The sequence below is a fragment of the Actinomycetospora sp. genome (assembly GCF_055612215.1).
Map to the genome: position 1 here is coordinate 1 of NZ_JBVPVA010000294.1, position 7,550 is coordinate 7,550.

Below are 7,550 nucleotides of genomic sequence, written 5' to 3' on the forward strand. Positions count from 1 at the left end.
GGTTGTGGGCGCTGGTGCGGCGGGCGCCGGTGCGGCCCTGGCCGGGACCTCGACGGACCCGGAGGAGCACGACGCCGCCGCGGCGGACGCCGCCGACACCCCCGAGACCGCCGCCGGGGCCGCCGCAGGGTCCGCGGGCGATGAGCCGGTCACCGAGACGATGCGGACCCACACGCCGGCCGGGACGCCCGCGGCGGACCCGGGAGCGCACACCGACGACGTGGACGAGGCCGCTCCCGGGACGGCGCCCTCCGTTGCGGCCGACCCGCCCGCGGACCCCAGCGACGTGAGCGTGGACGAGAGCGCCGTCGGCGGGGTCCCCGCCTCCGCGAACAGCGACCACGACGCCGACGACGGGCGCCCCCGGACCGAAACCGGGCACGACGATGCGGTGCACGACGAGAGCGATCACGTCCTCGACCACGCGACGGCGGACCAGGCTGAGATCGGTGAGCCGGACGGTGCTAACGGCGACGGCGACGTCGACAGCGACAGCGACGGCCACGTCGACAACGACGGCCCTCCGGTGGGCGTTGACCAGCCCGAGGCCGACTCCCCGTCCCACGCCACCGGCCCGTCCGACACCCCCGCCACGTCCGGCGCCGGAGAGGCGACCGACACCACTCCCACGCCAGGGGCCGAGGCTCCGGGCGACGCGGCCGGACCCGAGGGAACCGCCCCGGAGGAAGCCGTCCCCGCGGCCGACGCGCCCTCGCCGGGCGGAGCCGTTCCGGCGGCGGGTGCCGTCCCGCCGGCCGGAGCCACCCCGCCGGCGGGAGTCACCCCGCCCGCACGGCCGGTGCCGCCGGTCCGGGGGGCTCCCCGGGTCGGTGCCGTCCCGCCGTTCGGTCGCGCCCACGAGCCCACGTCCACCCCGACCGGCGAGGGTGCCACCGGCCACGGGGACCTCTTCACGCCCGGCGTCCCGCCGGAAGAGTCGATCGGGGGTACCCCGACCGGCGCCTCCCCGGCCGCGGCGTCGGAGGCCGAGCCGGCCTCCGACCCTGGCGAGGAGGAGCGGCCGGGCCTGGTCGACCGCGCGAAGGCGCAGGTCGCGGGCTGGTTCGAGCCCGTGACGAGCAGCCAGGACCGCGGCTTCGGCCCGGCCGGCTCATGGCGCGACGAGCCCCCGTCGAACGGTCACCACCAGGGCGGCTGACCGCCGCCCTCGCGGGCGAGCACCCGGGCGACCGCCCGGGTGGTCCCGACGGCGGTCAGCAGGCTGCCCGGGCCGTCGAGCGGGGTGCGTGCCCAGACGACCCCGCCGTCGTCGTGGGCCTCCTCCGCGTCCGGCGCGGCCTCGCCGACCACCAGCACCGAGCCCACCGACCGCGCGCCATCGGTCCCGCCGATCCCGGTGAGGGCGGCGTCGGCGCCGTCGATCACCGTCGTCGACGCGAGGACCGGGACGCCCCCGACCGTCGCACGGGTGGTCGACGCGCACCGGCCCCCTGCCTGCCCGGAGCGCCCGAGCACGAGCTGCTCCACCACCCGGGCCCGCCCGCCCTCCGCGGCGTCGAGGCGCACCGAGGGCGCCCAGACCGCGCCGTCGCAGACCACCGTCGGCTCGGGGCGCCAGTCGAGCGCCGACCCCTCGGCCAGCACGGCCTCGGCATCGAACGAGGCGGCCGCCCCCGCGTCGCGGCCCGGTTGCACGACGGTGGCCGCGGCACTGTGCACCGCCAACCGCTCCCCCGGCCCGAGCTCGATCCGGAGCCGCAGCCGGTCCCCGCCGAGCGGTCCGCCGCCGACCGCGACGACGTGCACCCGCCGCCGTCCGGTGCGCCGCAGGACGACCGGCGGCGCCGAGGCGAAGGTCAGCCGGCCGTCGACCAGCCGCAGCCGGGCCGCCGCCTCGACCGCCGACGCGCCCACCGGAGGGACCCCGGCGACCGCCGTCACGCCGTCACCGGCACCTGGGCCCGCACCCAGTCGACCACCTCCGTGATCGGCGCGGTGCGCACCGAGGTCAACGCGGTCGGCTTCCCGTCCCGGACCCGGGCCGCATCGGCGGCCATCCGCGACGTATCCGCGCCGACCAGGGGGCCGAGGTCCACCTTGTTGATCACGAGCAGGTCGGCCCCCGCGACGCCCGGGCCGCCCTTGCGGGGCACGTCGTCGCCGCCCGCGGTGTCGATCACGAAGATCTGCCGGTCGACGAGGCCGTAGCTGAAGGTGGCCGTGAGGTTGTCGCCGCCGGACTCGACGAGCACGAGGTCGGGGTCGAACCGCTCCACGAGGTCCTCGACGGCGTCGAGGTTCGCGGTGACGTCGTCCCGGATCGCGGTGTGGGGGCAGCAGCCGGTGCGCACGGCGACGATCCGGTCGGCGTCGAGGACGGCCTCGCGGCGCAGGAAGTCGGCGTCCTCGGTGGTGTAGATGTCGTTGGTGACGACGGCGACCGAGAGATCGTCCCGCAGCACCCGGCACAGCGCCGCGACCAGGGCGGTCTTCCCGCAGCCCACGGGGCCGCCGATCCCGATGCGGACGGCGCGGCCGGGCTTCTCGGGGTGGTCGTGCGCCCCGCCGCCGAGGTCCTGGTCGTCGAGTCTATGAAGCAAAGAGGGCTCCTTCGGAACGGGCGTGCACGACGGCGAGCACCTCGGGCAGCGGCGTCGTCGCGGTGGGCAGCAGGTCGGGGTCGTCGGCGACGGCGGCCCGGGTGCCGGCGTAGGTGGCCTGGGCGACGACGTCGGTGTGCTCCTCGAGGGCCCGGGCGTGTACGCCCGCGAGCGCCAGCGGGTCGAGGCCGAGCAGCCGGACCCCCGCCGAGCACACCTGGCCCACGAGGTGGTGGACGGCGAGGGCGGCCGCGTCGTGCGCCGAGCCCCCGGCCGCGGCGGTGACGACGCCGAGCACGAACGCTTGGTGGGGCCGCGCACCGAGCCCGTGGACGGCGGCGTGGGGCCAGGCCGCGCGGACGGTGCGCAGCATCGCCCGGCCCTGCGCCCGCGACACCTCCCGCAGCGCCGCGACCGGGGTGCGGGCGGACAGCGCGGCGTCCCAGCGCGCCCAGTCGATCCCGGGAGCCCACTGCGGTTCCGGTGCGGGGCGCCCGTCGCCACAAGATTCGACCCAAGGGGCCCCTCGCTCAGGACCGCCCGGGCGCTCCGCCTCCGGTGACGGGCGCCCCTCGCCACTAGATGCGACCGAAGGGGCCCTTCGCTCAGGAACCAGCGCGCACGCCGCCGCCGCGGCCGCCGCGTTGACCAGCCCCGCCGTCGGGACCCGGCCGGCGAGCCAGGCCGCGACGTCCTCCGGGGCCCGCACGAGCCCCCGCCTCACGGCGGCCTCGAGGCCCCCGGAGTGGGCGTGTCCCCCGGTCGGCAACCGGGAGTCGGCGAGCAGCCAGAGCGCAGGAGCGGGCGGCACCGACTCACCCTAGTGGGGCGCCGTGCGCGCCCAGGTGACCGCGACGTTTCGTCGACAGCAGGCCCGGGTCGCGACGCGTCAGAGGCGGCCCGTGAACGTCGCGGGGTTGAGGACGAATCCCGGCCGCACGTCGACCTGCAGGTCACCCGACGGCGAGGGCGAGCCGAACCCCAAGGAGTACGTCGTGCTCTTGCCCGGCTGGACCGAGGTGTTGGGTGGCCCCAGGATCTTCTTGGTCGAGTCGAAGATCGCCGGGGCATCCTGTCCGTCCACCGAGGCGCTGACGCTGGTCTGCGGTGGTTGGTAGACCTCGTTGGTGCCGTTCTTGATGGTGACCTTCACCTGGAACGCCTTGGCTCCGGCGTCCCCGGCGGCGTACTGGGACGGGGTGAACGGGGTCGGCGCGGCCACCGTCACCTCGAGCCCGTTGGGGTAGCGGATCGGGGTACCGAAGGGTGCCGTGTTCGACGCCGCGCCCTGGTCGGTCGGCCCGCCCGGGGCCGGAGCGGACGCGGACGGCGTGCCCACCACGGGCTGGGTGTCGCTGACGGCCTTCGCGAACGTGGCCGCGTAGATGATGCAGATCAGCAGCCCGAGGAGCGAGACGACGATGCCGGCGATCGCCATCCCGCGCCCGCCGCGTCGCCCGGCGCGGACCAGTCCGACGACCGCGAGGGCCAGTCCGATGATGACCAACGGCCACGCGATGACCCCGATGAACGGGATGAAGGAGAAGACCAGCCCGATCAGTCCGACGACGAAGCCGGCCGTGGCGAACCCGTTGCTGCGCACCGCCGCGGCCGGGGCGGACGGCGGTGCGGCGGTGGAGGTCCCGGCCGCGGCCCCGGAGCCCTGCTGCTCGTACCCCTGCTGGCCGTAGCCCTGCTGGCCGTAGCCCTGCTGCCCGTAGCCCTGCTGCCCGTAGCCCTGCTGCCCGTAGCCCTGCTGCCCGTAGCCCTGCTGCCCGTAGCCCTGCTGGCCGTAGCCCTGCTGGTCATAGCCCTGCTGGTCATAGCCCTGCTGGTCGCCGCCATGACCTCCGGACTGGTCCGAGTGCCGACCCGAGCGCGATGAACCAGGCGCCCCGCGGTCCTGCGGCGCGTACCCGCCGTCGTCCTGATCCGCCATGGCCGACCCCCCAGCCGAGATCCAATAGTCCGGGCAGGCTACGGGTCGGCGGCCCCGGCGGCGCGGTCACCGCCCGAACAGGGCGGGCTCGCCGTGCACGACGGCCGCGCCCTCCAGGTCGAGGAGCGCGCGCTTGCGGTCGGTGCCCCCGCCGTAGCCGGTCAGCGACCCGTTCGCCCCCACGACACGGTGGCACGGCACGACGATGCTGACGGGGTTCTTGCCGTTCGCCAGGCCCACGGCCCGGACCGCCGTCGGCGCCCCGATGGCCACCGCCAGCTCGCCGTAGCTGCACGTCGCGCCGTAGGGGATGTCGCGCAGCGCCGCCCAGACCCGCGACTGGAACTCGGTCCCGCGCAGCAGCACCTCGACCGAGAACTCCTGCAGCTCCCCCGCGAAGTACGCGGCGAGCTGCTCCCGGGCCGCCGGCGCCGCGTCGGCCACCCGCTCCCCCAGCCGCTGCGGGCCGGGCCCGTGCCGGTGCTCGGTCATGTAGAGCCCGGACAGCACCCCGTCGTCCGCGCGCAGCGTCAGCGGCCCCAGCGGGCTCTCGTGCACCGAGTGCGTCGTCGTCACCGGGCCACCATCGCAGACCCCACCGACAGCCTCGCCCGGTCGAACAGGAGGTGATGCACTCCGGCACCGGCAGGCGGGGGTTGTTGCAGAAGACGGCCGTGAGCCCGGCGTGGTCGATCAGGCGGGGCGTCGGGTCCGGGCGAGAAGCTCAGAGGCCGAGCAAGGCAACACCGCCTTCCATTGCGCCTACGTCGACCAGCCGCAGCCATTCTGTAGGTGCGCTCGACATCTGCATTCAGCACGTGTTGCATTGGATGCCGTGAGTCAAGCCCCCGAATGAAGCATATTTCGATCTCGCTCTCGCACCTACTGTCACTTCTGGTGGTCGTTTCGACGCGTGCCATCGGAACGTTGCGACGAGAGGGTGATGGGTCATGACGGTGACGGCACTCAGGCCGGACGGTTCGAGGGAGCAGCTCCCCGAGGACGCCCTCCAAGAGCTGCGGGAGCACCTCCGGGGCTCGGTCGTGGCTCCCGACGGAGTGGACGTCGCGACCGAACCCCGCGTGGCGTGGAACGCCATGCATCCCGAGCAGCCCTCGATCTCGACCCGCTGCACCGGGACCGCGGACGTCGTCGACGCGGTGACCTTTGCTCGCGAGCACGGCCTCCTGGTGGGTGTCCGCGGCGGCGGGCACTCGGTCGCGGGTCTGTCCTCGGTAGGCGAGGGCATGCTCATCGACCTGTCTCTCATGCGCGGCGTGCAGGTGGACCCCGATCGGCGGCTGGCGCACGTCCAGGGCGGCGCCCTGCTCGGTGACGTCGACCGTGAGACCCAGGCGTTCGGACTGGCCACGCCGCTGGGACGGGTGTCGGAGACCGGGGTCGCCGGGCTGACCCTCGGCGGCGGGTACGGCCACCTCAACGCGATGTACGGCCTGGCGTGTGACAACCTCGTCGAGGCCCAGGTGGTCACGGCCGATGGCCGGGTGGTGACGGCTTCCGCCGAACAGCATCCCGACCTGCTCTGGGCGCTGCGCGGGGGTGGCGGCAACTTCGGGGTCGTCACCTCTTTCACCTTCCGGCTGCACCCGGTCGGGCCGATGGTCGCCTTCGCCGGCGCGTTCTACCCGCTCGAGGAGCTCGGCCGGATCGAACGGGGGTGGCGCGACTACATCGTGGGAGCTCCTCGCGAGGTCACCTCGTTCATCGTGACGATGACCTTCCCGGCCGCTCCCGGGATGCCCGAAGTGATCCACGACCGGCCGGTCGCCATCGTCGGCGCGGTCCACTGCGGCGACGTCGACGCCGGGATGACGACGCTGCAGCCGCTGCGGGAACTGGGCACGCCGCTGTTCGACATGTCGCAGCCCATGCCCTACACCGCCGTGCAAACCGCGTTCGACCCGTTCTTCCCGCGCCAGACGTTGCGCGCCTACTGGAAATCTCAGTACCTGGACGAGCTCACCGACGAGGCGATCGACGCGATCGCGGCACGCGCCATGGACCGGCCAGGGCCGATGAGCCTCGCCAACACGTTCTACCTCGGAGGTGCGGTGCACGACGTCGGCCCGGAGGACACGGCGTTCCCCGAGCGGTCGGCGCCGTTCATGGTGTCCTACGACAGCATGTGGACCGACGTTGCCGACGACGCCTCGGCGATCGCCTGGACCCGGTCGGCATGGCAGGAGATGACCCGCTACGGGAACGGAAGGCCGTTCTTGAACTTCACGGGACTGGCCGAGGAACCGCTCGACGCGAACGTGCAGACCGCCTTCGGGCGCAATCTCCAGCGGTTGGCCGAGATCAAGGCCGTCTACGACCCGGAGAACTTCTTCCGCCTCAACAACAACGTGCTGCCCAGCGCCTGAGGAACCGGCGGAGCGAGGAGGGATGCCTGGCGCGGTCGACGTGGACAGCGAGCCCTACCCGCACGATCAGATGGAGGCGACCGTCGGACCGGGATGGCGGAGATCACGCTCCGCTCATCGATGTGGTGGACCTACGAGCTGAACCGCCCGTACCGCCCGGAAGCGGGATGCTGCCGACGTTCGCGTCGGTGTTTGCGCCGTCGGATCCATGGCCACCCGGCCCGCCGCTGGCGCCGACGGCGGCATTTCCGCCTACCGAGTCTGTGCCGGCGGTGCGCGTCACTGGCCCGGGCTCGCTCATCGGTCGAGGACGACCATCGAGCGCATCCGAGATCGGGCGCGGCGGGACGGTTGCCGCGGCGGAGTCGAGGGCGGACGGTGAGCGGCACGAACCCACGTGGGGGGTGGTGTCATGGAGCGCAGAGGATGCCCGCGCGAGGCCCCCGACCCCGGACTGGCCGCGAGAACCGTCAACCTCGTGGTGGTCCCTGCGGCGACGACCTCGCCCGGCACCCCCACCGCACGCGTCGGGACGGGCAAGACAGACAGCGGGCAGAGACAGAGGCGAGGCTGGGTGTTCACCGCCCTCGCCTGCGGCGTGGTACTGGTCGCCATCGCGGGAGGGCTGGTGCTGGGGCTAGGACTCACCACGGCGGGGGCAAC

At 74.2% G+C, this 7,550-nt stretch carries 6 protein-coding genes and 1 pseudogene; 2 read left to right on the forward strand and 5 right to left on the reverse strand.

Annotated features, from left to right (window positions below; translation table 11 throughout):
- Positions 1–1,159: pseudogene (locus tag AC0CYZ_RS08105) on the forward strand (hypothetical protein); the annotation flags it as partial.
- Here AC0CYZ_RS08105 and AC0CYZ_RS08110 read toward each other — a convergent pair.
- From AC0CYZ_RS08110 to AC0CYZ_RS08130, 5 genes are all read right to left on the reverse strand, one after another.
- Positions 1,141–1,875 carry an urease accessory protein UreD gene (locus tag AC0CYZ_RS08110; RefSeq protein ID WP_472214083.1) on the reverse strand — a complete coding sequence of 245 codons (735 nt, stop codon included), beginning with the start codon at positions 1,873–1,875 and terminating at the stop codon, positions 1,141–1,143. The pseudogene AC0CYZ_RS08105 and the gene AC0CYZ_RS08110 overlap by 19 nt on opposite strands.
- 23 nt (positions 1,876–1,898) lie before the next feature.
- Positions 1,899–2,561: an urease accessory protein UreG gene (gene ureG / locus AC0CYZ_RS08115; protein WP_472214085.1), complete on the reverse strand. Its 663-nt coding sequence runs from the start codon at positions 2,559–2,561 to the stop codon at positions 1,899–1,901.
- On the reverse strand, positions 2,551–3,372 hold the full coding sequence (locus tag AC0CYZ_RS08120; RefSeq protein WP_472214087.1) for an urease accessory protein UreF: 822 nt from the start codon (positions 3,370–3,372) through the stop codon (positions 2,551–2,553). The genes ureG and AC0CYZ_RS08120 overlap by 11 nt, the downstream gene beginning before the upstream one ends.
- A 78-nt stretch (positions 3,373–3,450) precedes the next feature.
- The gene (locus tag AC0CYZ_RS08125; RefSeq protein WP_472214089.1) at positions 3,451–4,500 is read right to left on the reverse strand and encodes a hypothetical protein; all 1,050 of its coding nucleotides are present in this window, start codon (positions 4,498–4,500) and stop codon (positions 3,451–3,453) included.
- A gap of 66 nt (positions 4,501–4,566) precedes the next feature.
- Positions 4,567–5,076 (reverse strand): methylated-DNA--[protein]-cysteine S-methyltransferase, encoded by a 510-nt coding sequence (locus tag AC0CYZ_RS08130; RefSeq protein ID WP_472214091.1) that lies wholly within the window; start codon positions 5,074–5,076, stop codon positions 4,567–4,569.
- 374 nt (positions 5,077–5,450) lie between these two features.
- Here AC0CYZ_RS08130 and AC0CYZ_RS08135 point away from each other — a divergent pair, with 374 nt between their 5' ends.
- The gene (locus tag AC0CYZ_RS08135) at positions 5,451–6,887 is read left to right on the forward strand and encodes an FAD-binding oxidoreductase (protein ID WP_472214093.1); all 1,437 of its coding nucleotides are present in this window, start codon (positions 5,451–5,453) and stop codon (positions 6,885–6,887) included.
- The last annotated feature ends 663 nt before the right edge of the window (positions 6,888–7,550 follow it).